The following is a 23,584-nucleotide window of genomic DNA, read 5'->3' as shown; positions in this document are numbered from 1 at the left end:
TTACTTTTCCCTGTTGACCAAATTGAGGAACGCAGCTCCGCGGACCCCACCGGCATCGCCGTAGCGCGCCTTTTCAATCCGTGGCAACTTGGCCACCCGCAACAGATGCGCCGGCAAACGCTGCGGTAATTCCTGGTAGATCGCTTCAAAGTTCGACAAACCGCCACCAATCACCACCAGATGAGGGTCGATGATGGTCAGCAGATTACCCAGACATATCGCCAGCACGTCCATAAAACGTTCGACGTGAGCCACGGCCTGCGGCTCCCCCGACTGATAATGCGCAATGATCTGCTGCGCAGGCAAGTGCTGCTGGTAAAAGTGGGCGTACATCCACTCAAAACCGCGGCCGGAAATGTAATTTTCGATGCAACCCTGATGACCGCAACCACAAGGAACGCGAGGAATATCACGCCCCAGCACCTCAAGGGCATCTACCGGCAGGCGGAAGTGGCCGAATTCACCGGCGATATAATTACGCCCGGAGACCACCTTGCCATCGACGATTAGCCCGCCGCCAACCCCGGTGCCGAGAATGATGCCCAACACCGTCGGATAGTGACGGAATTCTTCGTCCCAGGCTTCCGACAGTGCAAAGCAGTTGGCGTCATTATCAATGCGTACTTCGCGGCCAATCAGTTCGGCCAGGTCATGCGGCAGCTTCTGCCCCATCGCCGCCGGCACGTTGGCGGTGAACACCGTGCCGTCGTCATCGTTGGGCAGACCCGGAATGCCAATGCCGACCATGCCCTTCTGGCCGCAAAACGCATCCGCTTCAAAGGTCAGGTCGCGCAACGTCGCCAGCAGTTGCTGATAATCTTCACGCGGCGTCGGCACTCTTTTTTGCCAAATGCGCTGCAGGTCTGCGTCGAATACGCCCAGCTCAATCTTGGTGCCGCCCATATCGAAACCGTAGTACATAACCCACCCTCAGGCTAAAAAAATGGGGCGGCATCTCTGCCTCCCCTGATTTTGATTATTGTCCGCTCAACACTCGCGCCGGATCGATACGGCTGGCACGCCTGGCCGGATACCAGCTAGCCAACAGGCTGAGTACCAGCGCGGTCACCAATACAATCACCACGTCCAGCCAGTGCAGCTCGGAAGGCAGGAAGTCGATGAAGTAAATATCTCCCGACAGGAATGAGTGCCCCATCAGTTTTTCCAACCCTTTGATGATATTGGTCAGCTGCAGCGAGGCGATCACCCCGACCACCACGCCACTGACGCTACCCACCAGCCCGGCCAACAGGCCGTACCAAATAAATATGGCGCGGATAAACCCGTCTTTGGCGCCCAGGGTGCGCAGCACGGCGATATCGCCGCTCTTGTCTTTCACCGCCATCACCAGAGTAGAAACGATATTAAAGCAGGCAACGCCGATCACCAGCACCATCGCCAGATACATGATGGCGCGGATCATCTGGATATCGCGGTACATATAGCCGTAGGTGCCAATCCAACTCTTGATGTAAACGTAGGAGTTGGTGACTTCACCGGCGTCACGCACCAGTTTGTTGGCGGCAAACACGTCGTTCACCTTGATGGCTATGCCGGTCACGCTGTCGCCCATATCCAGATACTGCTGGGCATCAGCCAACGGCACCATCGCCAGGCTGTGATCAAGTTGGCCGCTGAGCTGCAAAATTCCGGTCACGTGCAGACGAATGCGTTTGGGTTGTAACAGCTTCATTTGCGGATCGCTGTTGGGGATCATCACCGTCACATAACTGCCCTGCTTGACGCCAAGGGCGTCGGCGACCCCCTTGCCGAGGATCACCTGTTGCTCACCGCTTTTGAAATTGGCCCAGGCATCGCCCTGCACGTATTTCGGCAGCGCACTGAGCTGGTTTTCCTGCTGAGGATCAACGCCTTTGACACCGACCGCACGCAGCTGCGCGCCATTTTCCATCAGGCCGGTAAAGTTGATATAGGGGGCGGCGGCGAGGATGCCCGGCACCTTCTCCACCCGTTGCAGAATCGACGACCAGTCTTTGAACGGCTGTTTCACCGGTTCGATTTCACCGTGCGGCACCACCGCCAGAATGCGGTTTTTCAGTTCGCGCTCAAAACCGTTCATGGCACTCAGGCCGACGATCAGCACCGCCACGCCCAGCGCAATACCGATAGTTGAAATCACCGAAATCAGTGACACCATACCGCCACGCTTGCGTCCACGGCTGAAACGCAGGGCCGTCAGAAAGGAAAGTGACGCGCCTGCCATTACTCAGCCCCCAACAGGGTCAACTGGGCCTGCAGATGGCCGTCAGCCATTTCCAGCTGGCGACTGAGGCGCTTGGCCAACTGCAGATCATGGGTCACCACCAGGAACGCGGTGCCCTGGCGCACGTTCAGTTCACCGAGCAGATCAAAGATGCTGTCGGCGGTGCGTTTATCCAGGTTGCCGGTGGGCTCATCCGCCAATACCAACGACGGATTATTGACCAGTGCGCGGGCTATCGCCACGCGCTGACGTTCACCGCCGGACAGCTCTGAAGGCCGGTGCTTGCTGCGTTTTTCCAGCCCGACCGCGGTCAGCATTTCCAGCGCCTTTTCCTGCGCCTGCGCCGGTTTCATGCCGCCAATCAACAATGGCATGGCGGCGTTCTCCAGGGCGGTAAAGTCCGGCAACAGGTGGTGGAACTGGTAGATAAAACCAAGCTGGCGGTTGCGCAGTTCGGCCTTGGCCGCCGAGGACAACGTATTCAGCGACTGCCCCTTGTAGACAACCTCGCCGGAGGTCGGTGAATCCAGCCCGCCCAACAGGTGCAGCAGAGTACTTTTACCGGAGCCAGAGCTGCCGACAATCGCCATCATCTCGCCCGGCTGCATGGCAAAACTGACATTACGCAGTACGTCGGTATGCAGGTTGCCTTCCTGATAAGTCTTGCACAGGTTGTCGCACTGCAACAAAAGATGGTTACTCATAACGTAAAGCCTCAGCGGGTTGTACGGCGGCAGCGCGCCATGAAGGGTAAAGCGTGGACAACAGGGAAACCGCCATCGCCGCTACGGCAATGACCGTCACCTGCAGCGGATCCACCGCCACCGGCAGCGATGCGCCGTCAATCAATGCGCCGAGGATCGGCATCAGGTTATTAAGATTGCTGGCCAGTAACACCCCGAGCAGCGTGCCGAGCAGCGAACCGATAATACCGGCGCTGGCACCCTGTACCATAAACACCGACATCACCTGTCGACGCGTCAGGCCCTGGGTCTGCAAAATAGCCACTTCGCCCTGCTTTTCCATTACCAGCAGGCCAAGGGAAGTAATAATGTTAAATGCCGCCACCGCCACGATCAGGCTAAGCAACAGCCCCATCATGTTCTTCTCCATACGCACCGCCTGGAACAGCTCGCCCTTGCGTTCGCGCCAGTCTTTCCATTCGGTACCCTGCGGCAATTTCTGTTGGCTGAGGGTATCCACCGTCAGCGGCTGCTGCAGGAACAGGCGCCAACCGGTGATATTGCCGGCCGGATAGCGCAACAGGCGCGAAGCGTCCTGCTGATTGACCAGCATCTGGGTACCGTCGACTTCACTATTGGCGTGGAAGGTGCCAACCACGGTAAACAGACGCTGGATCGGAATGCGGCCCATCGGCGTGAACTGGCTGGCGCTCGGCACCATCACCCGCAGCGGATCGCCACGTTTAACGCCAAGTTGCCCGGCTAACTGTTCGCCGATGATGATGTTGTATTGGCCCGGCTGCAGCTGTTGCTGTTTGACGTTCACCAAAAACGGCGTCAGCGGATCGGCTTCGTCCGGGTTCACCCCCAGCATCACCCCCACCGCCACGCTGCGGGCGCTTTGAAGCACCACGTCACCGGTAGTCAAGGGCGCCACGCGGCTGACGCCCTGCAGGCTCTGCACCGCCGATGCCGGGATCTGTTGAGGATTGACTGACCCCTGGGGACTGGTAATCAACGCCTGCGGCATCAGGCCGAGGATGTTGTTCTCCAGATCCTTTTCAAAACCGTTCATCACCGACAAGACGGTAACCAACGCCATCACCCCCAGCGTAATGCCGATGGTGGAAAGCCAGGACACAAACCGCCCGAAGCGGTCTGAAGCTCGCCCGCGCATGTAGCGCAGGCCAATGAATAACGCGACAGGTTGATACATGAAATCCGTTTTGTTGCCGTAGCTTAAGCGAAAGTGATCAAGGATAATAAAGGCTATACCCCGTTTAGGGAACCACCCTGACGCCTTTTATTCCGCCGATCGCGCTAACGGCAGCACGTCACCCGGCGTCACGCTTTAACAGGTTGTAAACCGACACCCGCGAAATACCCAAGGCTTCCGCCGCCATGGTGGCTGCCCCGCGCAGTTGCAGATAGCCCTGCTGCTTTAACAGTTGGAGCGCCTGAAAACGTTGCTCGGAAGAGAGCGCACGCGGAGCGGTGGCATGCGAAGCCGCAAAGTTGTTGATCACCGAGGCGATGTCCGACAGCGAGCGCACACCCTCGGCAACCGGCTGCGGCGTGCTCTGCACCACCGCGGTTAACTGCTGCAAAATAGCGGTGGCACTGTTGAAAATCGAAACGTCCAGATTAAGACAAATCGCTGCCACAAAAACGCCCTGACTGTTGCGCAGGCCTATTGAAGTGCTCTTGGCCGGGCGGCCGTCCGGGAAGGCATTGGCATAGTTTTGCACCACGTCTGGAAAATCCGGCGAGGCAATACGTTCCAGCCCCATTTCGCTGGCGGCGTCACCAATGTTGCGGTTAGACAGATTATTGGCGATGGCGACGATAGCATTCTCCGGCTGGGTCAGATCGTGCAGCACCACTTCACAACTGGGGGCAAACATCACGCCCAGCGCCTGGACAATTTTTTCCGCTTCGCGCAGTAACAGCGCATTTTCCTGTCTGAGATCGCTCATTAACTTAACCATTTGACAATAACTTAACAAAGAGTAAATTAAAATTTCCGGGTAATCAATCAACCTTTCATCAGCGCGAGGTCGCCATGAGTTCAACGCCCCACTGTATCACCGCCGCCGATATCTCTACTGCCGCAGAAATCCTGGCCGGACATGCCATCCGCACGCCGGTCATGACCTCGCAGCAGGCCGATCGCCTCACCGGCGCACAACTTTTCTTTAAATGCGAGAATTTCCAGCGCGTCGGCGCCTTCAAGTTTCGCGGCGCATACAATTCGATTGCTCAATTGAGTGATGCACAGCGCAAGGCTGGGGTGATTGCCTTCTCCTCCGGCAACCACGCGCAGGCCATGGCGTTAGCGGCCCGGGAATTAGGGGTTAGCGTAACCATAGTGATGCCGCACGACGCCCCTGCGGCCAAACTGGCGGCAACGCGCGGTTACGGCGCCAAGGTGGTGATTTATCAGCGCCACAGCGAAGACCGCGCCGCCATTACTCAGCGACTGGCGGCCGAACAGGGCCTGACCATAATCCCTCCCTATGATTACCCGCAGGTGATCGCCGGTCAGGGCACGGCCACCAAAGAACTGATTGAGGAAGTCGGTCCTTTGGATGTGTTGCTGGTCTGCACCGGCGGCGGTGGCTTGCTGGCCGGCAGCGCGGTCGCAGCGCACCACTGGTCACCGGGCTGTAGGGTATTTGGCGTGGAGCCACAGGCGGGCAACGACGTACAGCAGGCATTCCGCAGCGGTCATCCGGTACAGATCCCGGTACCGAAGACCATCGCCGACGGCGCACAGACTCAGCAGGTGGGCGCGTTGACCTTCCCAATCATTCAGCAGTACGTCGAGGATATCCTGACGGTCAGCGACCAACAGCTGTGTCGGCAAATGCGCTTCTTTATGGAGCGAATGAAAATGGTGGTCGAACCGACCGGTTGCCTGGCCGCAGCGGCGGCGATGAATTCGCTGCTCGATTTGCGCGGCAAAAAGGTCGGGGTGATCGTCAGCGGTGGCAACGTTGACGTCGATAAAATCGCCGACTATCTCGCCATGGCGGCGCAAGAATAACGCCATCAGGTGGTTAAACATACGCCAATAGACCGCCGCATCGCGCTTTTACCTGTGTCAGTTTACTGCCCAGTGGGCTAGTATTAGCGGGTAAAGGCGCAGCGTGATTTGTGCCAGGGCGAAATTTAACACATTGATTAAAGATACCTTCATGAGCATCTCCGATAACCGTAACCGTTCTGCTTCTTCTTCGTCCTCCCGTTATTCCCTGCCTGAGCGCGCGGGCGATTTGCGCCAGTTGGGGCAACTGACCGGCTCGGCCTGTGCCGTGGAATGCGCCGAGATTGTCGAACGTCACAACGGGCCGGTGATGCTGATCGCCCCGGACATGCAAAATGCCCTGCGTCTGCGCGACGAAATTCAGCAGTTTACCGATCAAATGGTCACCACGCTGTCCGACTGGGAAACCCTGCCCTACGACAGCTTCTCGCCGCATCAGGAAATCATCTCCGCCCGTCTGTCGAGCCTGTACCATCTGCCGACCATGGTGCGCGGCGTGATCATTCTGCCGGTCAATACTCTGATGCAGCGCGTTTGCCCGCACGAATTCCTGCACGGCCACGCGCTGGTGATGAAAAAAGGCCAGCGTCTGTCGCGCGACAAACTGCGCGCTCAACTTGAGCAGGCCGGCTACCGCAGCGTTGATCAGGTGATGGAGCATGGTGAGTTTGCCACCCGCGGTGCACTGCTTGATCTGTTCCCTATGGGCAGCGAAGAACCTTACCGCATCGATTTCTTCGATGACGAGATCGACAGCCTTCGCACCTTTGATGTCGACAACCAGCGCACGCTCAGCGAAGTCGATGCCATCAACCTGCTGCCGGCCCATGAATTTCCAACCGACAAAAATGCCATCGAGCTGTTCCGCAGCCAGTGGCGTGAGCAGTTTGAGGTACGCCGCGACGCCGAACATATTTATCAGCAGGTCAGCAAAGGCACCTGGCCGGCCGGTATCGAATACTGGCAGCCGCTATTCTTCAGCCAGCCACTGCCTTCGTTGTTCAGTTATCTGCCGGACAACACGCTAATCGTCAATACCGGTAATCTGGAGAGCGCCGCCGAACGCTTCTGGCAAGACGTCAACCAACGCTATGAGAGCCGCCGCGTCGATCCTATGCGGCCGCTGTTGGCCCCGGACAGCCTGTGGTTACGGGTTGATGCGCTGTTTGGTGAACTGAAAGCCTGGCCGCGCATGGCGCTGAAAACCGAAGAGCTGCCTGCCAAAGCCGGTAACACCAATCTGGATTACCGCACACTGCCGGATCTGGCGGTACAAGCCCAGCAGAAAGCGCCACTGGACAGCCTGCGTCACTTTATTGAAAGCTTCGACGGCAGCATTATTTTCTCGGTCGAAAGTGAGGGACGCCGCGAAACGCTGCAGGATCTGCTCGGCCGCATCAAGCTCCGTCCTTCACTGATCCAGCACCTCGATCAGGCCGAGGCGGCGGGCCGTTACATGATGGTCGGCGCCTCCGAACGCGGTTTCCTCGACGGCATGCGCAACCGGGCCTTGGTTTGCGAAAGCGATCTGCTCGGTGAACGCGTCAGTCGCCGTCGGCAAGACAATCGTCGCACCATCAATACCGATGTTCTGATCCGCAATCTGGCAGAATTGCACCCCGGCCAACCGGTGGTGCATCTGGAACACGGCGTTGGCCGCTACGTTGGCCTGACTACGCTGGAAGCCGGGGGCATCAAGGCCGAATACCTGATCCTGTCCTACGCCGGTGAAGATAAACTCTACGTGCCGGTCTCGTCGTTGCATCTGATCAGCCGTTACGCCGGCGGAGCGGACGAAAATGCGCCGCTGCACAAACTGGGCGGTGATGCCTGGTCGCGCGCACGGCAAAAAGCCGCCGAGCGGGTGCGCGACGTGGCGGCAGAACTGCTGGATATTTACGCCCAGCGCGCCGCCAAAACCGGCTTTGCCTTTAAACATGACCGCGAACAGTATCAGCTGTTCTGCCAGGCCTTCCCGTTTGAGACCACCCCGGACCAGGAGCAGGCGATTAACGCCGTGCTGAGCGACATGTGCCAGCCACTGGCCATGGACCGCCTGGTGTGTGGTGACGTTGGCTTCGGCAAAACCGAAGTGGCAATGCGCGCCGCCTTCCTGGCGGTGGAAAACGGCAAACAGGTTGCGGTACTGGTGCCAACCACCCTGCTGGCACAGCAGCATTTCGACAACTTCCGCGATCGCTTCGCCACCTGGCCGATCCGCATTGAGATGATGTCGCGCTTCCGCAGTGCCAAGGAACAGCAACAGGTGATGGACGATGCCGTCGACGGCAAAGTAGATATCATCATCGGCACCCACAAACTGTTGCAGAGCGATCTGCGCTGGAAAGATCTGGGGCTGCTGATCGTCGATGAAGAACACCGATTCGGTGTGCGCCACAAAGAACGCATCAAGGCGATGCGTGCCGATGTGGATATCCTGACGCTGACCGCCACGCCGATCCCGCGTACTCTGAATATGGCCATGAGCGGCATGCGCGACCTGTCGATTATTGCCACCCCACCGGCCCGCCGTCTGGCGGTAAAAACCTTTGTACGCGAGTACGACAGCCTGGTGGTACGTGAGGCGATCCTGCGTGAAGTTCTGCGCGGCGGACAGGTTTACTACCTGTATAACGACGTTGAAAACATCGAAAAAGCCGCAGCAAAACTGGCGGAATTAGTGCCGGAAGCGCGTATTGCCATCGGCCACGGCCAAATGCGTGAACGCGATCTGGAACGGGTGATGAATGACTTCCATCACCAGCGCTTTAACGTACTGGTATGCACCACCATTATCGAAACCGGCATCGACATTCCCAGCGCCAATACCATTATCATCGAGCGTGCCGATCGCTTCGGGCTGGCGCAGCTGCACCAGCTACGTGGCCGCGTCGGACGTTCGCACCATCAGGCCTACGCCTATCTGCTGACGCCGCCCCCGAAAGCCATGAGCACCGACGCCCATAAACGCCTGGAAGCCATAGCATCACTGGAAGACCTGGGTGCCGGCTTTGCCCTGGCCACCCACGATCTGGAGATCCGCGGCGCAGGCGAACTGCTCGGTGAAGACCAGAGCGGCCAGATGACCACCGTGGGGTTCTCGCTGTATATGGAACTGCTGGAAAGCGCAGTGGACGCACTTAAAAACGGACGCGAGCCTTCTCTGGAAGATCTCACCAGCAACCAGACCGAAGTGGAGCTGCGCATGCCGGCCCTGCTGCCGGACGATTACATTCCGGACGTCAATACTCGCCTGTCGTTCTATAAACGCATCGCCAGCGCGAAAAACGACGGTGAACTCGAAGAGTTGAAGGTGGAGCTGATTGACCGCTTTGGCCTGCTACCGGATCCGGCGCGCAACCTGCTGCAAAGCGCGGCGCTGCGTCAACATGCGCAGTTACTTGGCATTAAGCGCATCGAAGGTAATGAACGCGGTGGGTTCATTGAGTTTGGCGAAAAAAACAAGGTCGACCCAGGCTATTTAATTGGGCTGTTGCAAAGCAATCCGCAGATCTATCGCCTGGACGGGCCGAGCAAGCTGAAATTTATGCTGGATCTGACCGATCGCCAGAAACGCCTGAAATTTACCGAAGAGCTGTTGACCGCATTCCGCGAACATACGCTGGCCGCCTGAGCCAATAACCCCTTCTGATCCGTCAGGAGGGGTTATTGCTGCCGAAAGCCGGCCCCCAGAGGCGAAAACGGCATCAGCCGGCTGCAGACCACCTGGTTTTTCCCGCCACGCTTGGCCTCATACAGGGCTTCGTCCGTCACCTCTATCGCTTTATCTACCGCCATACCGGGCAAGTACAGTGAGGCACCGATAGAAACGGTGATTTGTGTCTCGTTGCCTTCATCGAGCAAAAATATCGTTGTCTCCACGCTGCGACGAATGCGTTCCGCTACCCCGCCGATAATCTTCGGATCATAGCTGGCGGTGATCACCATAAACTCCTCACCGCCATAGCGACCGACAAAATCTTCGCTACGCACGCTGTTTTGCAACAACTGTCCCATTTGGGTCAGCAACAGATCTCCGGCCAAATGACCGTAGGTGTCGTTGATACGCTTGAAATTATCCAGATCGAGGATCATCAACCCGCAAGGACGCCGTTCCGCCTGTTGCAGCATCAACCGGTAATCGACGCTGGCGCGGTTACTTATGTGGGTCAGGCTGTCGGTGGTGGCTTTATCACGCATCGAGAAATAGGCATGGATATGCCGCTCTTTGAAGTTCAGCGCATGGTAGCAAATCGCCAGACACAGGGCAGCGATGACTTGATACAGCAACACATCCAGCCACAGCGTCCACATATCGACCCAAAACCAAACCACCGCGATACGGTATAACGCAATCACACCGATAGTCAGGTAGAACACCCTATTCGACTTTCTCAGCCAGACCCGCGACAACAGCAACGGAATGATGATCGAACCGATAAACAAGTTATCGACGGTGAAGCCGCCGCTCAAAGCCAACGACGTCAGGTAGCACACCAACCCACTGAGTGCACCACCATAGAAGGTCACCAATATCATCGGGATCATGGCGAAGCTGTAATGCAAGTTGCCAGCCAGCTCCAACCGGTTCTGATTCAGAAACAGCGTCGTCAGCCCGGCCAGCAGGCCGAAAAGCCCGCGTTTCCAGGCTTCTGACTGATAGGAAAAGGGGGCGTTTTTGCTGAGGGCAAAATAGCTGACTGACAGTGTTGCATAGGTAATGCAGGCGTCACTAAACAGGGAGGGGATTGACGCAACGTAAGTCATAAATATTCGCTATGCTCCGCGGAGATTACAGGGTGATTAAGCAATAAATTTTGAGCACCAATCCCTGTCTCATCCATTCCGGCATGGAACATATTACTCGGATTAATAATAGACTAGCAGTTCTATGTTATTTCCAAGGTATCTATCCCACCTGCCCGGTTCAGGATAGTCTGTCAGTCACCTTGAGAGGAGCGACAGCTATGAATATCGATGATGATTTGCAAGCGCTGACCAAACAGGAAGCGACGTTGACCTTCAGTCACTTTGACCATAATACCGCCTGGGAACTGGGATCGGCATTGAAATCCGCTGCAGAACGCGGCCGCCTGTCCATCGCCATCGAAATCCAGCTTGCGGGGCAAACGCTGTTTTATTATGCCATGCCCGGCACCACGCCCGACATTGCGGACTGGGTACGACGTAAACGCAACGTGGTGAATCACTTCCACAAAAGTTCTTACGCTATCGGCCTGCGTCTGCAGCAACGCCAATCGACGCTGGAAGAGCGCTATGGACTCAGCGTACGCGACTACTCGGCGCACGGCGGTGCCTTTCCGATTAATTTAGCCGGGCTCGGCTGCATCGGCACCATCAGCATTTCCGGCTCGCCGCAGCTGGAGGATCATAATCTGCTGGTCAGCACCCTGGCTCACTTTCTCGGCTTATCCCTGCCGGCAGTGCATTAAGCGATAAAACTCACGCTATTCTCTTTAGGCTGGCCGCCAGAGTCGCGACCAGCCTGCCGTCTGATATTTATCGCCGTTTTGAAAGATTCTACTTTCATTTTCCCGCGGCGCATTGATGTATGTCTAGGAAACAGCGCCACAACTGGCGTATGGTGTCTGTCAGCTATTCGAGACGGACCGCAACCGGCCCGCCATTCCGTTCTCTTTTATAGACTTGGTTTACACCCCAGATGAAAACGCATGAAATTAACGGCATTCGGCCGTTTAGCGCACTGATTGATGCCTGTTGGCGAGACCCCTATTCCCTGCAACGTTTGCTAAAAGACGCCATCGCCGGCGTCACCGTCGGCATTATCGCCATTCCCCTGGCGATGGCACTGGCGATTGCCAGCGGCGTTCCTCCTCAATATGGGTTGTACACGTCGGCGGTCGCCGGGATTGTGATCGCCATTAGCGGCGGCTCGCGCTACAGCGTTTCCGGGCCTACCGCCGCCTTCGTGGTGATCTTGTATCCGGTTTCACAGCAGTTCGGCCTCTCTGGCCTGTTGATCGCCACCCTGCTTTCCGGGCTGTTTTTGGTGCTCATGGGGTTGGCACGTTTCGGTCGACTGATTGAATATATTCCCCTTTCGGTGACGCTGGGCTTTACCTCCGGTATTGCCATTACCATCGCCACCATGCAGGTGAAGGACTTCTTCGGTCTGCAACTGACGGAGGTGCCGGAACATTATGTGGGTAAGGTCTACGCCCTGCTGCAGGCGCTGCCCACGCTGGATATCGGCGATACGCTGATCGGCGCAGTGACCCTGTTGATCCTGATATTTTGGCCGAAACTTGGCCTGAGGGTGCCGGGCCATTTACCGGCGTTGCTGGCAGGCACGGCGGTGATGGGCATTCTGGCGCTGTTTGACCACCCGGTGGCAACCATCGGCTCTCGTTTCAGCTACCTGCTGGCCGACGGTACGCAGGGCCAGGGCATTCCGCCCATTTTGCCGCAGTTGATGCTGCCGTGGGATCTGCCGGCCGGGGACGGCAAGCCGATGGCGCTGAGCTGGCAGACAATTTCCGCCCTGCTACCGGCGGCATTCTCCATGGCCATGCTGGGCGCCATTGAATCCCTGCTGTGTGCCGTGGTGTTGGACGGCATGACCGGCAAGAAACACAACTCCAATACCGAGCTTATCGGCCAGGGAGCGGGCAATATTATCGCTCCGTTCTTTGGCGGCATTACCGCCACTGCCGCCATTGCGCGTTCCGCAGCCAACGTGCGCGCCGGGGCCACTTCGCCCGTGTCCGCCATTATCCATGCGTTGCTGGTGCTGTTGGCGCTGCTGGTGCTGGCACCGTGGCTGTCCTGGCTGCCGCTGGCGGCAATGGCGTCGCTGCTGCTGATGGTCGCCTGGAATATGAGTGAGGCCCATAAGGTGGTTTATTTGCTGCGGCGGGCACCGAAGGACGACATTCTGGTGATGCTGCTGTGCCTGTCGCTGACGGTGCTGTTTGATATGGTGATCGCCATTACCGTAGGCATAGTGCTGGCTTCGCTGCTGTTTATGCGTCGCATTGCACGCATGACACGCTTGAGCGAACTGAGCGCCGAAAACGGCCGTCTGGTGCTGCGAGTGAATGGTCCATTATTTTTCGCCGCCGCCGAACGCATTTTTAACGAGTTGCTGGTACGCAGTGAAAGTTATGACGTGATTGTCTTGCAGTGGGATGCGGTACCGGTGCTGGACGCCGGTGGCCTGGATGCCCTGCAGCGCTTTATCGAAGCCCTGCCACCAGGCAAGCAACTGGCGATAACCGATATGCCGTTCCAGCCGTTGAAAACGCTGGCGCGAGCGCGGGTACAGCCGATTGAGGGGAAACTGCATTTCTACGCAACGCTACCCGAAGCCTTGGCCGAGCTAGACGCCTAAAAACCTAAAGCCCGACAAGTCGGGCTTTAAGTTGCTGACAAACCCGTATAAAGGTTGAATCGGTAGGGGTCGAACATGTTCGACCCGATTTAACTCGTTGATTATGCTATAGGGCGCAGCATGCAGCGCCCCTACCACTAAGCAACAGAGCTCTTTATCAACCGTCTGAGAGTTTGCTTATCGTACTTAGTTGCTGGTATCGAGCTCTGGGAAACTCTTCACCAGATCGTCGATGGCTTTCATCTGCACCAGGAACGGCTCCAGTTTGTCCAGCGGCAACGCGGACGGGCCATCACACTTGGCGCTGTTCGGCTCTGGGTGCGCTTCAATAAACAGCCCAGCCAGGCCAACCGCCATACCGGCACGCGCCAGTTCGGCAACCTGCGCACGACGACCGCCGGATGCGGCACCAAACGGGTCACGGGTCTGCAGGGCGTGGGTCACGTCGAAGATCACCGGATGACCACCAGTGGCATTTTTCATCACGTTGATACCCAGCATGTCGACCACCAGATTATCGTAACCAAAGTTGCTGCCGCGATCGCACAAGATCACCTGATCGTTACCGCCTTCCTTGAACTTGTCGACGATATTGCCCATTTGGCCCGGGCTGACGAACTGAGGTTTCTTGACGTTGATCACCGCACCGGTTTTCGCCATCGCTTCTACCAGATCGGTTTGGCGTGCCAGGAATGCCGGCAGCTGGATCACGTCAACCACTTCGGACACCGGCTGCGCCTGTGAAGCTTCATGCACGTCGGTGATAGTTTTCACGCCGAAGGTCTTTTTGATTTCTTCGAAGATCTTCATCCCTTCTTCCAGGCCTGGACCACGGTAAGAGTGGATGGAAGAACGGTTGGCTTTATCAAAAGAAGCTTTAAAAACGTAAGGGATGCCCAGTTTTTGCGTCACGGTGACGTAGTGTTCGCAAATGCGCATCGCCAGATCGCGTGATTCCAGCACGTTCATACCGCCAAACAGCACAAACGGCAGATCGTTCGCTACGTTGATGTCACCAATGCTAACCACTTTCTGTTTCATGCTTTCGCCTTTGTTGATGTTAAATCAAATGAATTAATGCAGCGTGACCTGTTTCGGTTCAATCGAGTGGATCTGTACTTTGATCACTTCGCTGACCGGATCTTCAGGACACTGTTCGACAAAATAATTGAGATCGGAAATAGCAATATGGTTGCATTCCAACTGGGCGTAAATCAGCCCACGGTCGCGGATTTCGTACGGGTCATCCGGATCGAAACACAGCACCGTTTCGCTGGCGCGCAACGCCATTTCCATCTGTTGTTCTTCCATCAGGGCGGCTTTCAGCGTATCGAGCATCTTACGCACCACCATGACGTTTTCTGACTCATCGAGATCATCGTCTTCCAACTCGGCGCCCAGACCCAGGTTGCCCTTGATCCACACTTCCAGTTGATGCTCGTTTAGCGTCTCGCCGTTCAACGGATTGATCAGCCACATCTCTTCATCCAGCCAGTCTGCCCGCAGGATCAGTTGAGTGGGGAAAATCACCGGCAACAGCGGTAAATCCAGATGCGCAGCGATGTGCAGGAAAATGGTGCCAAGGGAAACCGGCGTGCCCTGCCGCCCTTCCAGCACCTTGTCGAGCCAAATCGCGTCGGACAGACGATACACGCCGCCGGCGCCGCCAAAACCCCAGGTTTTGAAGAACAGTTCAATGAGTGCGTCCAGTTGCTGTTCCTGGCTGAGATCCTTTGGCATCGCCGCACGTGCGTCGTCGACCAGCTGTTGCAGCTTGCGTTCGACTTCGGCGGTAGGGAAATCACGCCGCACGGACTGCGAAACCAGGATCACGCCCGCGCTCAGCAGCGCGGTGTTAAATTCAAAATCAGCAATGCTACTCATAAGTATCCCATCAGAAAGGGTATTTTCGTCGTGGCAAGTTTAATTATCAGGTACAGACAGCCCAACGCCAGCACAAACGCCAGGGTGCGCAGGTTCTTACTTTTGGTCTTCTTGCCCAATGCGACGTAGCCAAGCAGGATATAGATAATAACGCCAAACAGCTTCTCGGTCAGCCACGAGTCCATACCCAGCAGCGGATAAAGCTTGAACATCACCACCAACGCGATACCACTGACGAACAACACCGTATCATTTATGTGCGGCGTTATCTTCACCCAGCGCTTGTTCATCATTGCCGAGTCTCGCCATTTCCAGAAAAATCGCAACACAAACAAGATAATACTGATGGTGACTGTCAACAGGTGCAGATGTTTTAACGCTGAGTAGACTGCCATATTGCTTCCTTTTGTTTATTCGCCGTGTGCTTTGTTTTTGTTAGTTCTCAGTTACTGCTGCGGCCATTGGCCAAAAGTCACGCGATCGTTATCACCGTAGTCACGGCGGGTAGCGATCGAAATAAAACCGGCGGCCTGCAGCAATGCGCGCACGCTCTCGCCCTGTTGCCAACCGTGCTCCAGCAGCAGCCAGCCCTGTGGCTGCAGATACTGCGGTGCCTGCTGCACAATAGCGGATAAATCCGCCAACCCGTGCTGCTGCGCGACCAGTGCGCTGCTGGGTTCGAAACGTACGTCGCCCTGCGCCAGGTGCGGATCGGCGGCGTCGATATACGGAGGATTACTGGCGATCAGGGCGAAAGTTTGGCCGGCCAGAGGCGCAAACCAACTGCCCTGAAGAAATTGTGCGTTGCCGATCGCCAGCTTCTGCGCATTATGCTGCGCCAGCGCTACGGCCTCAGGCTGTAAATCAACGCCGGTCACCCTGCAGTCCTGGCGTTCGCTGGCCAGCGCCAACGCAATGGCACCGGTGCCGGTGCCAAGATCGAGGATGTTGCAAGAGGATGACGGCAGGCGCTCCAGCGCCAGTTCCACCAGGCATTCGGTGTCCGGACGTGGGATCAGGGTGGCCGGCGAGACCGATAGCGGCAGCGACCAAAACTCGCGTTCTCCAATCAGATAAGCCACCGGCTCGCCACGTTCGCGGCGCACCAGCAGCCTTTCCAACTGTTCTTGTTGTTGTTGCGTCAGCAAAGTTTCGCCAAATGCCATCAGAAAGGTTCTGGCCCGGCCGGTCACGAAACCCAGCAGGATTTCCGCGTCACGCCGGGCACTGTCACTCTGCGTCAACCGGGCAGCCGCGGCTTTCAGCCAGGATTGATAATCCATTACTCTGGCTCAGCGGACAGCGCGGCGAGCTGGTCGGCCTGATATTCCTGCACAATAGGTTGGATCAGCATGTCCAGCTTGCCCTCCATCACCTCGTCCAGACGGTACAATGTCAGGTTGATGCGGTGGTCGGTCACGCGCCCCTGCGGGAAGTTGTAGGTGCGGTTGCGATCGGAACGGTCGCCGGTGCCCAACAGATTACGACGGGTTGATGCCTCGGCCTGCTGGCGCTTGGCCATTTCGGCAGCGCGGATACGCGCCCCCAGCACTGACATCGCCTTGGCTTTGTTTTTGTGCTGTGAACGTTCGTCCTGACACTCCACCACAATACCGGTTGGCAAGTGGGTAATACGGATAGCCGAGTCGGTGGTGTTAACGTGCTGGCCACCGGCACCGGAGGAACGGAAGGTATCAATTTTCAGATCGCCGGCATTGATCTCCGGCAGCTCGGCTTCCGGCACCGCCGGCATCACCGCCACGGTACAGGCGGAGGTATGAATACGCCCCTGCGACTCGGTTTCCGGCACGCGCTGCACGCGGTGGCCACCAGACTCAAACTTCAGTTGGCCGAAAACGCCGTCGCCAGACACCTTGGCAATCACTTCTTTATAGCCGCCGTGCTCGCCTTCGTTGGCACTCATGATCTCGACGCGCCAGCGACGCGTTTCGGCATAGCGGCTGTACATACGGAACAGATCGCCGGCGAAAATCGCCGCTTCGTCACCGCCGGTACCGGCACGCACTTCCAGGAAGCAATCGCGCTCATCATCCGGATCTTTCGGCAACAGCAGCACTTGTAATTGCTGCTCCAGCTCTTCCGTTGCCGCCTTGGCGTCTTTCAACTCTTCCTGCGCCATTTCGCGCATTTCCGGGTCATCCAGCATCATTTCTGCCGTGGCCAGATCGTCTTGCACCTTACGCCATTCAAGGAAACAGCGGCTGACATCGGTCAACTGTGCGTATTCGCGCGACAGCGCGCGGAACCGATCCTGCTCGGCAATAACGCCGGCATCGCCGAGCAGCGCCTGCACTTCTTCATGGCGCTCTTGTAACGCTTCCAGTTTGGCAACAATAGAAGGCTTCATGCGTGGTATTAAACCCTGTTAATAAAGAGAAAACTAATGCTGATCCAGCCCGAGGCTGTCGCGTAATAATTGCAACCGCTCCACGTCGCCATCGCCGGCGGCCTGTTGGAGGGATTTGGTAGGGGCATGAATAAGACGGTTGGTCAGCCGGTGGGCCAGCTCGTGGATAACCTGCTCCACGTCCGCGCCCTGCGCAATGGCGGCCAGGGCTTTGGCTTCCATTTCCGCACGGATCTGATCGGCCTGCGAACGGTAGTCGCGGATGGTTTCCACTGCGCCCTGCGAGCGCAACCAGGCCATAAAGTTGATGCTTTCCTGCTGGACGATAGACTCAGCCTGCACCGCCGCGGCCTTGCGCTGCGCCAGGTTGCTCTGAATAATGGCGTGCAGATCGTCCACGCTATATAAATAGGCGTTAGCCAGCTTGCCCACTTCCGGTTCGATATCGCGCGGTACGGCAATATCCACCAGCAGCATTGGCTGGTTGCGGCGCGCTTTCAGCGCTCGCTCCACCATCCCTTTACCGATGATCGGCAGTGGGCTGGCGGTAGAACTGATAATAATGTCGGCGTCCGCCAGGCGTTCGTCGATTTCCGGCAAGGTGATCACTTCTGCGCCGACTTCGTCCGCCAGCAACTGGGCGCGCTCGCGGGTACGGTTGGCAATAATCATATGCCGTACTTTATGCTCGCGCAGATGACGCGCTACCAGTTCAATGGTTTCACCGGCCCCCACCAACAGGACGTTCAGTTCGGCAAGGGATTCGAATATCTGGCGTGCCAGGGTACAGGCGGCAAAGGCCACGGATACCGCACTGGCGCCGATTTCGGTTTCGGTACGTACGCGTTTGGCGACGGAGAAGGATTTTTGGAACAGGCGCTCAAGCTCACCAGACAGTGACTGCCCGCGTTGGGACTCGGCAAAGGCTTTCTTCACCTGCCCAAGAATTTGCGGTTCGCCCAGCACCAGTGAATCCAACCCGCTGGCCACGCGCATCAGGTGGCTAACGGCTTCGTTGCCGTGGTGCCAGTACAGGCTTTTACTCACATCTTCCGGGCGCAGGTGGTGGTACTCACACAGCCAGGAGACCAGCTGTTCGTGAATATGTTCCTGTTGCTCCACGCTAAGATACAGTTCGGTGCGGTTGCAGGTAGACAACACGACACCGCCCTGCACCAACGGTTGTTGGAGCAAGCTGGTTAGCGCCTGTTCGATAGACTCTGGGGAGAAGGTCACCCTTTCACGCAGAGAAACCGGAGCGGTTTTGTGATTTATACCTAACGCCAGCAGGGTCATTGCTTCGAGTAATACTTCTTTTGGTACGGGTTCTCGTTGAACGGCATTCTACTTGATGCGCGGGATCAATAAAAGGCACAACCGCATCTTCCGTCCAATCGCTGAAATAGACAGCATCAATGAGTGATCAGTAATAAATACAGCAAGATAAAGAATAATTTGACGACATAACATACTGAATTTTAGTGCAGTATGCGATATTCCGCACAGTATTGAGTAAAACTGACCAACCTGAGCATGGGGATAGCGATCAAATAACCGGCGTTTACCAGCCCAAAGTGCCGCAACGAAAGGTCGGATCCAAAATGAAGGAAACCTGTTGGCAAAAAACATGCTTCGCCTGCAGGTAAAAAAATGCCGAACCCGCAAAACATAACAGCGAAATAACGATTCGAACTGCAAGCTTCATAATCTTCGGATCTCCCCACCGCGATAGACTCTGGCGATATTACAGAACGCTACATCAACTAAACGCCAACGGCAGCAACACCCGGCCCCAGAGATATTCTTGCGTCCAGAGCGCAGGTTGGAACGATTGTGTTAATCTTATCAGCGAAGACCGCACCTGGCCCCGTGCCCGAGAGCGGTGACAAAGCCGGGAAGTTTCAACGCGATGCAGCAAAAAATTGACGAGCCGGCGTTGCCCCGCTAGCGTAAATGCTGATACCAAGGTCTCGCTGTGCGTGCCCGCAAGGACAAAAGGACAAGAGAAAGTTATGCCAATCCGCAAAGTTAGTTTGCTCCGCCTGATCCCGCTGGCCAGCCTGGTGCTGGCCGCCTGTACTACCACCAAGCCGACCGGCCCGGCCACCAGCCCGACGTCGCCGCAGTGGCGTGCCCACGAACAAGCGGTGCAACAGCTGAGTCAGTATCAGACCCGTGGTTCTTTCGCCTACCTGTCAGATCAGAAAAAAGTCTACGCCCGCTTCTTCTGGCAACAGTATTCCCCAGACCGTTATCGCCTGCTGCTGACCAACCCGCTTGGCAGTACCGAGCTTGACCTCAACGTACAGAAAAACGTAGTGCAGTTGACGGATAACCAGGGGAAACGCTATGTCAGCGACAATGCCGAAGAGATGATCCGCAAGCTGACCGGCATGGCCATTCCGCTGGACAACCTGCGCCAGTGGATGCTCGGCCTGCCGGGTGAGGCCAGCGACTTCAAGCTCGATGACCAATATCGCCTGAACTCGCTGACCTACCAACAAGGTAGCCAGACCTGGACCGTGGATTACCAGGACTACAACAACAGCCTCAAACCACAGTTGCCAAGCCGTCTGGAACTGAAACAGGGTGACCAGCGCATCAAACTGAAAATGGACGATTGGACGCTTAAATGATTCGTCAATGGCCATCGCCCGCTAAACTCAATTTGTTTTTGTACATTACCGGCCAACGTGAAGACGGCTACCACCTGCTGCAGACGCTGTTCCAGTTTCTGGATTACGGCGACACGCTGACCATCGACGTGCGCCAGGATGACGCCATTCACCTGCTGACCCCGGTGGCCGGCGTGTCGGATGAGCAAAACCTGATCGTCCGCGCCGCCCGTTTGCTGCAACAGCATTGCGATCGTCATGGGCTAAACACCGCCCCGCGCGGTGCCGACATCAGCATCGAAAAACGTCTGCCGATGGGTGGCGGACTGGGCGGCGGTTCCTCCAATGCCGCCACGGTGTTAGTGGCGCTCAATGATCTGTGGTGCTGCGGCTTGAGCGACGAGCAGTTGGCAGAGCTGGGGCTGGCCCTTGGTGCCGATGTTCCGGTGTTCGTTCGCGGCCATGCCGCCTTTGCCGAAGGTATTGGCGAACGTTTGCAACCTGCCAATCCGCAGGAAAAGTGGTATCTGGTGGCCCATCCGGGTGTCAGCATCCCGACTCCGGTTATTTTTGGCGATGCCGATTTAAAAAGAGACACCCCGGTTCGCCCATTAAATGTGCTGTTACAGGCAACTTACGCAAATGATTGCGAACCAATAGCAAGAAAACGTTTTCGCGAGGTTGAACAGCTTGTTTCTTGGCTGTTAGAATACGCGCCGTCACGCCTGACTGGCACAGGTGCTTGTGTGTTTGCTGAATTCGACACAGAAACCGCCGCCCGTCAGGTGTTAAATCAAGCCCCGGAGTGGATACGTGGTTTTGTAGCGCGTGGCGTTAACGTCTCTCCACTACATCGCATTCGTTCCGGGCAGATTGAACCGTAGTTCTCGTTTCGCTGCGCAGAGTCGCTCACACCTGGCCCTGTCATCCCTGCGCCGCTGCGGTTTCAAATTTTTTTTTACACACCCGTATGATATTGCGCCGGCGTCGCTAACTGCCCCTTAGCGAGGCCGAATGACAATATCTTCTCTGGACGCATGCCTGAGGTTCTTCTCGTGCCTGATATGAAGCTTTTTGCTGGTAACGCCACCCCGGAACTAGCACAACGTATTGCCAACCGTTTGTACACCAGCCTTGGTGACGCCGCAGTAGGTCGTTTTAGCGACGGCGAAGTGAGCGTGCAAATCAACGAAAATGTACGCGGCGGTGATATTTTCATCATCCAGTCCACCTGTGCCCCTACCAACGATAACCTGATGGAACTGGTTGTTATGGTAGATGCTCTGCGTCGCGCCTCCGCAGGTCGTATTACTGCTGTTATCCCTTATTTCGGCTATGCCCGCCAGGATCGCCGCGTGCGTTCTGCTCGTGTGCCAATCACCGCCAAAGTTGTCGCCGACTTCCTCTCCAGCGTTGGGGTTGACCGCGTACTGACGGTGGATCTGCACGCTGAACAGATCCAGGGCTTCTTCGATGTTCCTGTAGATAACGTGTTCGGTAGCCCGATCCTGCTCGAAGACATGCTGCAACAGAATCTGGAGAACCCAATCGTGGTTTCCCCGGACATCGGTGGCGTAGTGCGCGCCCGCGCTATCGCCAAACTGCTGAACGATACCGATATGGCTATCATCGATAAACGCCGCCCACGTGCGAACGTTTCCCAGGTGATGCACATCATTGGTGACGTGGCAGGCCGTGACTGCGTGCTGGTTGACGACATGATCGACACCGGCGGTACCTTGTGTAAAGCAGCTGAAGCGTTGAAAGAACGCGGTGCCAAGCGCGTATTTGCCTACGCGACCCACCCGATCTTCTCCGGTAATGCTGTGGAAAACATCCGCAACTCGGTGATTGATGAAGTGATCGTCTGCGACACCATTCCGTTGTCTGCAGAAATCAAGGCACTGAAAAACGTGCGTACTCTGACACTGTCCGGCATGCTGGCTGAAGCCATCCGTCGTATCAGCAATGAAGAGTCAATTTCTGCGATGTTCGAGCATTAATCAGAATTCTTTTCGGTGCGGCCCCCTGCCGTACCGGATCGATTGATTGCCCGATAGCAGAAAAAGAAAAACCCGTTGGTGCATCAGCAACAACGGGTTTTCTACGGGTAGTCAAACATGACCTTAGGCCTTAATGCGCGGCAGATCTCCTTTGCCGTAACGCGGGTTCCCTTTTATTTTTTTAATCAATGTGACGAACGATGATTGTCGTTTCGGCAGCGTTTATCAAAATGTTTTATCCACCAGTAACGATCCGCCACCTGCTCACGCCCGCCGATACGCGCACCAACCAGCCATAACAGCGCGCCGACGAAGATACTCATGATTGCGCCATGGGCGAAAAACTGCGGCAAATTGAACTGCGATACTTCAGCAAGAATGTTGTATCCAACGCCGAAGATCATGACTACCAGCCCCAGCCCCATAAAAAAGTTGCCCATTTTGTTCACGTTTCTACGTTTCATATGCCACCTCCATAGTGCCATTTGCCAACCAGGGTAACTCAGTAAATGGTTAACCCACTTTGATAAGTTAAGTATAGGCCCTGTTCCGGCAAGGGGATTGCGTAGGCGATCACAAATGGTAAAGAAAGCATGACAAATCTTTACTTAAAGCAAGTAATTAGTTAACAAATTGAATGATTATGCTAATGAATTACTCCCCATTCTGAGGATATCCGCTGACTAACGCCACGCACAGCATCAGGATTTTGTCATTCGCGGCGCAGGCAGGTAGACTAATGCCCTTTCCATTATCTCGATCATAGCGAATCTCCCCGTGAGCAGTATTAAATTGATAGTCGGCCTGGCGAATCCGGGCGCTGAGTATGCCCAGACGCGACACAACGCCGGCGCCTGGTACGTCGATTTACTGGCCCAGCGCCATAACCAGCAGTTGAAGGAAGAGAGCAAATTCTACGGCTACACCGCCCGCCTGAATTTGGCCGGTAATGACGTGCGCCTGCTGGTGCCTACCACCTTTATGAACCTCAGTGGCAAAGCCGTACTGGCGATGGCCAATTTCTACCGTATTGAGCCGGACGAAATTCTGGTCGCGCACGACGAGCTGGATATTCCGCCGGGTGTTGCAAAAATCAAACTGGGTGGCGGCAACGGTGGGCACAACGGGCTGAAGGATATTCAGAGCAAGTTCGGCAATAACCCGAACTTCTATCGCTTGCGCATCGGCATTGGCCATCCGGGCGATAAAAACAAGGTGGTGGGTTTCGTGCTCGGCAAGCCACCGGCCAGCGAGCAAAAAATGATTGATGAAGCGATTGATGAAGCCGCACGTTGCACGGAAATTCTGCTGACCGACGGCCTGGAAAAAACCGTTCGTCGCCTGCACAGCTTCAAAGCGCAGGCCTGATAGTGATTGCAGCGGGCATCA

Annotated in this window: 21 protein-coding genes; 8 read left to right on the top strand and 13 right to left on the bottom strand. The window is 56.3% G+C overall.

Annotation, left to right across the window (positions count from 1 at the left end):
• From nagK to ACNT1W_RS12360, 5 genes are all read right to left on the bottom strand, one after another.
• Positions 1 to 921, bottom strand: a complete 921-nt coding sequence (nagK, locus tag ACNT1W_RS12380; RefSeq protein WP_112362595.1) for an N-acetylglucosamine kinase — start codon at positions 919 to 921, stop codon at positions 1 to 3.
• 55 nt (positions 922 to 976) lie between these two features.
• Complete coding sequence (gene lolE, locus ACNT1W_RS12375) at positions 977 to 2,224, bottom strand: lipoprotein-releasing ABC transporter permease subunit LolE (RefSeq protein WP_012006427.1); 1,248 nt, start codon at positions 2,222 to 2,224, stop codon at positions 977 to 979.
• On the bottom strand, positions 2,224 to 2,928 hold the full coding sequence (lolD, locus tag ACNT1W_RS12370) for a lipoprotein-releasing ABC transporter ATP-binding protein LolD (protein ID WP_012006426.1): 705 nt from the start codon (positions 2,926 to 2,928) through the stop codon (positions 2,224 to 2,226). Before lolD ends, lolE begins: the two co-directional genes overlap by 1 nt.
• On the bottom strand, positions 2,921 to 4,123 hold the full coding sequence (gene lolC, locus ACNT1W_RS12365; protein ID WP_012006425.1) for a lipoprotein-releasing ABC transporter permease subunit LolC: 1,203 nt from the start codon (positions 4,121 to 4,123) through the stop codon (positions 2,921 to 2,923). Before lolC ends, lolD begins: the two co-directional genes overlap by 8 nt.
• A 118-nt stretch (positions 4,124 to 4,241) precedes the next feature.
• Positions 4,242 to 4,883, bottom strand: coding sequence for a helix-turn-helix transcriptional regulator (locus ACNT1W_RS12360; protein WP_026142320.1), 642 nt, complete (start codon positions 4,881 to 4,883; stop codon positions 4,242 to 4,244).
• A gap of 86 nt (positions 4,884 to 4,969) precedes the next feature.
• Here ACNT1W_RS12360 and ACNT1W_RS12355 point away from each other — a divergent pair, with 86 nt between their 5' ends.
• Complete coding sequence (locus tag ACNT1W_RS12355) at positions 4,970 to 5,953, top strand: threo-3-hydroxy-L-aspartate ammonia-lyase (RefSeq protein WP_012006423.1); 984 nt, start codon at positions 4,970 to 4,972, stop codon at positions 5,951 to 5,953.
• A 151-nt stretch (positions 5,954 to 6,104) separates the two neighbouring features.
• Positions 6,105 to 9,587, top strand: coding sequence for a transcription-repair coupling factor (gene mfd / locus ACNT1W_RS12350; RefSeq protein WP_126501597.1), 3,483 nt, complete (start codon positions 6,105 to 6,107; stop codon positions 9,585 to 9,587).
• 32 nt (positions 9,588 to 9,619) lie between these two features.
• Here the strand turns inward: mfd and ACNT1W_RS12345 are convergent, their stop codons facing one another.
• Positions 9,620 to 10,720 (bottom strand): GGDEF domain-containing protein, encoded by a 1,101-nt coding sequence (locus tag ACNT1W_RS12345; protein WP_419246846.1) that lies wholly within the window; start codon positions 10,718 to 10,720, stop codon positions 9,620 to 9,622.
• Positions 10,721 to 10,920: 200 nt separating this feature from the next.
• Between ACNT1W_RS12345 and ACNT1W_RS12340 the strand changes: the two genes are divergently transcribed.
• Together ACNT1W_RS12340 and dauA are read left to right on the top strand one after the other, a co-directional pair.
• A complete protein-coding gene (locus tag ACNT1W_RS12340) occupies positions 10,921 to 11,406 on the top strand; it encodes a heme-degrading domain-containing protein (RefSeq protein WP_115184855.1) in 486 nt (161 codons plus the stop codon).
• A gap of 230 nt (positions 11,407 to 11,636) precedes the next feature.
• Positions 11,637 to 13,325 (top strand): C4-dicarboxylic acid transporter DauA, encoded by a 1,689-nt coding sequence (dauA, locus tag ACNT1W_RS12335; protein ID WP_012006419.1) that lies wholly within the window; start codon positions 11,637 to 11,639, stop codon positions 13,323 to 13,325.
• A gap of 186 nt (positions 13,326 to 13,511) precedes the next feature.
• On the opposite strand, the gene kdsA is transcribed toward dauA, so the two are convergent.
• From kdsA to hemA, 6 genes are read right to left on the bottom strand one after another with little or no spacing between them, the layout of a single operon-like run.
• Positions 13,512 to 14,366 (bottom strand): 3-deoxy-8-phosphooctulonate synthase, encoded by an 855-nt coding sequence (gene kdsA, locus ACNT1W_RS12330; protein WP_012006418.1) that lies wholly within the window; start codon positions 14,364 to 14,366, stop codon positions 13,512 to 13,514.
• 33 nt (positions 14,367 to 14,399) lie between these two features.
• Positions 14,400 to 15,209 carry an invasion regulator SirB1 gene (sirB1, locus tag ACNT1W_RS12325; protein WP_112363272.1) on the bottom strand — a complete coding sequence of 270 codons (810 nt, stop codon included), beginning with the start codon at positions 15,207 to 15,209 and terminating at the stop codon, positions 14,400 to 14,402.
• Positions 15,206 to 15,604, bottom strand: coding sequence for a SirB2 family protein (locus ACNT1W_RS12320; RefSeq protein WP_017892489.1), 399 nt, complete (start codon positions 15,602 to 15,604; stop codon positions 15,206 to 15,208). Before ACNT1W_RS12320 ends, sirB1 begins: the two co-directional genes overlap by 4 nt.
• A 51-nt stretch (positions 15,605 to 15,655) precedes the next feature.
• The gene (prmC, locus tag ACNT1W_RS12315) at positions 15,656 to 16,492 is read right to left on the bottom strand and encodes a peptide chain release factor N(5)-glutamine methyltransferase (RefSeq protein WP_017892488.1); all 837 of its coding nucleotides are present in this window, start codon (positions 16,490 to 16,492) and stop codon (positions 15,656 to 15,658) included.
• A complete protein-coding gene (prfA, locus tag ACNT1W_RS12310) occupies positions 16,492 to 17,577 on the bottom strand; it encodes a peptide chain release factor 1 (RefSeq protein ID WP_012006414.1) in 1,086 nt (361 codons plus the stop codon). Before prfA ends, prmC begins: the two co-directional genes overlap by 1 nt.
• A gap of 33 nt (positions 17,578 to 17,610) precedes the next feature.
• Complete coding sequence (gene hemA / locus ACNT1W_RS12305; RefSeq protein WP_419246845.1) at positions 17,611 to 18,873, bottom strand: glutamyl-tRNA reductase; 1,263 nt, start codon at positions 18,871 to 18,873, stop codon at positions 17,611 to 17,613.
• A gap of 716 nt (positions 18,874 to 19,589) precedes the next feature.
• Between hemA and lolB the strand changes: the two genes are divergently transcribed.
• The 3 genes from lolB to prs all read left to right on the top strand — a co-directional run bounded on the left by lolB (position 19,590) and on the right by prs (position 22,195).
• Positions 19,590 to 20,213, top strand: coding sequence for a lipoprotein insertase outer membrane protein LolB (gene lolB / locus ACNT1W_RS12300; RefSeq protein ID WP_012006412.1), 624 nt, complete (start codon positions 19,590 to 19,592; stop codon positions 20,211 to 20,213).
• Positions 20,210 to 21,076 carry a 4-(cytidine 5'-diphospho)-2-C-methyl-D-erythritol kinase gene (gene ispE / locus ACNT1W_RS12295; RefSeq protein WP_419246844.1) on the top strand — a complete coding sequence of 289 codons (867 nt, stop codon included), beginning with the start codon at positions 20,210 to 20,212 and terminating at the stop codon, positions 21,074 to 21,076. The genes lolB and ispE overlap by 4 nt, the downstream gene beginning before the upstream one ends.
• Before the next feature lie 171 nt (positions 21,077 to 21,247).
• Complete coding sequence (prs, locus tag ACNT1W_RS12290; RefSeq protein ID WP_012006410.1) at positions 21,248 to 22,195, top strand: ribose-phosphate diphosphokinase; 948 nt, start codon at positions 21,248 to 21,250, stop codon at positions 22,193 to 22,195.
• Between the two features lie 185 nt (positions 22,196 to 22,380).
• On the opposite strand, the gene ychH is transcribed toward prs, so the two are convergent.
• Positions 22,381 to 22,659, bottom strand: coding sequence for a stress-induced protein YchH (gene ychH / locus ACNT1W_RS12285; protein WP_012006409.1), 279 nt, complete (start codon positions 22,657 to 22,659; stop codon positions 22,381 to 22,383).
• Positions 22,660 to 22,972: 313 nt separating this feature from the next.
• On the opposite strand from ychH, the gene pth reads away from it, so the two are divergent.
• The gene (gene pth / locus ACNT1W_RS12280) at positions 22,973 to 23,563 is read left to right on the top strand and encodes an aminoacyl-tRNA hydrolase (protein WP_012006408.1); all 591 of its coding nucleotides are present in this window, start codon (positions 22,973 to 22,975) and stop codon (positions 23,561 to 23,563) included.
• The last annotated feature ends 21 nt before the right edge of the window (positions 23,564 to 23,584 follow it).

Origin of the sequence: Serratia sp. NFX21 (assembly GCF_048517035.1) — a bacterium.
Classification (GTDB): domain Bacteria; phylum Pseudomonadota; class Gammaproteobacteria; order Enterobacterales; family Enterobacteriaceae; genus Serratia; species Serratia quinivorans.
Note: the sequence above shows the minus strand (reverse complement) of the source record. Positions and strands in the feature narration are given on the sequence as shown.

Excerpts from the sequence above, each read along its gene's own strand:
- hemA (WP_419246845.1), bottom strand. The coding sequence starts at position 18,873 with ATGACCCTGCTGGCGTTAGGTATAAATCACAAAACCGCTCCGGTTTCT.
- lolB (WP_012006412.1), top strand. The coding sequence starts at position 19,590 with ATGCCAATCCGCAAAGTTAGTTTGCTCCGCCTGATCCCGCTGGCCAGC.
- ACNT1W_RS12355 (WP_012006423.1), top strand. The coding sequence starts at position 4,970 with ATGAGTTCAACGCCCCACTGTATCACCGCCGCCGATATCTCTACTGCC.
- lolD (WP_012006426.1), bottom strand. The coding sequence starts at position 2,928 with ATGAGTAACCATCTTTTGTTGCAGTGCGACAACCTGTGCAAGACTTAT.
- prmC (WP_017892488.1), bottom strand. The coding sequence starts at position 16,492 with ATGGATTATCAATCCTGGCTGAAAGCCGCGGCTGCCCGGTTGACGCAG.
- ispE (WP_419246844.1), top strand. The coding sequence starts at position 20,210 with ATGATTCGTCAATGGCCATCGCCCGCTAAACTCAATTTGTTTTTGTAC.
- ACNT1W_RS12340 (WP_115184855.1), top strand. The coding sequence starts at position 10,921 with ATGAATATCGATGATGATTTGCAAGCGCTGACCAAACAGGAAGCGACG.
- prfA (WP_012006414.1), bottom strand. The coding sequence starts at position 17,577 with ATGAAGCCTTCTATTGTTGCCAAACTGGAAGCGTTACAAGAGCGCCAT.
- sirB1 (WP_112363272.1), bottom strand. The coding sequence starts at position 15,209 with ATGAGTAGCATTGCTGATTTTGAATTTAACACCGCGCTGCTGAGCGCG.
- ACNT1W_RS12345 (WP_419246846.1), bottom strand. The coding sequence starts at position 10,720 with ATGACTTACGTTGCGTCAATCCCCTCCCTGTTTAGTGACGCCTGCATT.
- kdsA (WP_012006418.1), bottom strand. The coding sequence starts at position 14,366 with ATGAAACAGAAAGTGGTTAGCATTGGTGACATCAACGTAGCGAACGAT.
- lolE (WP_012006427.1), bottom strand. The coding sequence starts at position 2,224 with ATGGCAGGCGCGTCACTTTCCTTTCTGACGGCCCTGCGTTTCAGCCGT.
- ychH (WP_012006409.1), bottom strand. The coding sequence starts at position 22,659 with ATGAAACGTAGAAACGTGAACAAAATGGGCAACTTTTTTATGGGGCTG.
- nagK (WP_112362595.1), bottom strand. The coding sequence starts at position 921 with ATGTACTACGGTTTCGATATGGGCGGCACCAAGATTGAGCTGGGCGTA.
- lolC (WP_012006425.1), bottom strand. The coding sequence starts at position 4,123 with ATGTATCAACCTGTCGCGTTATTCATTGGCCTGCGCTACATGCGCGGG.
- ACNT1W_RS12360 (WP_026142320.1), bottom strand. The coding sequence starts at position 4,883 with ATGAGCGATCTCAGACAGGAAAATGCGCTGTTACTGCGCGAAGCGGAA.
- dauA (WP_012006419.1), top strand. The coding sequence starts at position 11,637 with ATGAAAACGCATGAAATTAACGGCATTCGGCCGTTTAGCGCACTGATT.
- mfd (WP_126501597.1), top strand. The coding sequence starts at position 6,105 with ATGAGCATCTCCGATAACCGTAACCGTTCTGCTTCTTCTTCGTCCTCC.
- ACNT1W_RS12320 (WP_017892489.1), bottom strand. The coding sequence starts at position 15,604 with ATGGCAGTCTACTCAGCGTTAAAACATCTGCACCTGTTGACAGTCACC.